Below are 1,686 nucleotides of genomic sequence, written 5' to 3'. Positions count from 1 at the left end.
GGGATAGTGTTGGGAGCGAACACCAGTCAAAATATTGCGATTACCGACAACGACTTCCCCAACGTCAACCTCTCAGTTACCCCGACTACCGGCACCGAAGCCGGAACCACCGCCATCACCGTCACCGCTACTACCAACGCACCCGTAGCCGGCAACCAAACCGTTGACCTAGCCTTAACTGGAACAGCAACGGCTGCTGATTTCACCGGCACCATTCCCACCCAAATTACCATCGCCGATGGCGCCACCAGCGGACAAGTCACCTTCACCATTAGCGACGACCAAATTGCCGAAATTGACGAAACTGCCACCCTCACCATTAGCAGCCCATCGGCAGGCATTCAATTAGGAACCACTACCACAGGTAGTTTCACCATCACCGACAACGACACTGCTGGCTTTCAAATCCTCCCGATTAGCGGCAATACCAGCGAATTCGGTGGTCAAGCCACCTTTGACATCCGCTTAACCAGCCAACCCACCGCCGATGTCATCCTTGGCTTAACCAGCAACAACACAGCAGAAGGCACGGTTTTACCCGCGAACCTCACATTTAATTCCACCAATTGGAACGTTTACCAAACTGCCACCATCACCGGCGTAGATGATTTAGTGGCTGACGGTGATATTGCCTACCAAATTATCACCGCTGCCGACACCACCACAGCCGACACAAACTATAACAATCTCAACCCAGAAGATGTCAATGTCACCAACACAGACAACGACTCTCCAGGCGTTACCGTCACTCAATCTGCTGGCAGTACCGAAGTAACAGAAGGGGGAATTACCGATTCTTATACCCTACAATTGAACACCCTCCCCACCAGCAATGTTGACATTACCGTGACGGCGGATACTCAAGCAGAAGTTAGCCTAGATGGAACGAATTTTGCTGCCACGCAAATTCTAACCTTCACAAATGTTAATGGTATCACTCCCCAAACTGTCACCGTTCGTGCTGTTGATGACACGCTACCAGAAAACAACCATACCGGTGCACTAACCCACGCGATTACCAACAGTACCGATCCCAATTATCCGACAACATTGGCGATCGGGCCGGTGAATGCCCAGATTACTGATAACGATATTACTTACAGCGTTGTCGGCAGTACCGCTAGCATCACTGAGGGAAATAGCGGCACTCAAACGGTAAGTTTCACCGTTACTCGCAGCGGAGAAATTAGCCAAAGTAGCAGCATCGATTTTAGCTTTGGGGGAACCGCAACCAACGGTGCAGATTACAACAACGCCAATGTTACCGGAACTGGGGTCACGGCTACTGGTAGTACGATTAGTTTTGCGGCCAATGCTAGCATAGCGACTATTGCGGTGGATGTTTTGGGCGATCGAATTGCCGAACCTAACGAAACCCTAGCACTCACTCTGAGCAACGCCACTGCCCCAGGAACTGCTAACATTATTGGTTCTCCAATAACCACCACGATTCAAGACGATGATATTGCGGGAATTTCTATCAATCCCACTGCCGGATTAACAACCACAGAAGCAGGGGGAACGGCTACTTTTACGGTAGTTCTAAATAGCCAGCCTACAGCAGATGTGACGATTGGGACGACTTCGGATAATACGGCTGAAGGTACTGTAGATAAACCGAGTTTAACTTTCACATCGGCTAACTGGAATACTCCCCAAACCGTCACTGTCACCGGAGTAGATGAC

General features: G+C 50.2%; 1 protein-coding gene. It reads left to right on the top strand.

The window, feature by feature from the left end; all coding sequences use genetic code 11:
* Positions 1-1,686: Calx-beta domain-containing protein (locus QUA58_RS05570; RefSeq protein WP_333393278.1), on the top strand; the 1,686-nt coding region annotated here is incomplete at both ends.

The organism is Microcoleus sp. N9_A1 (genome assembly GCF_036701795.1).
Classification (GTDB): Bacteria; Cyanobacteriota; Cyanobacteriia; order Cyanobacteriales; family Microcoleaceae; genus Microcoleus.
Note: the sequence above shows the minus strand (reverse complement) of the source record. Positions and strands in the feature narration are given on the sequence as shown.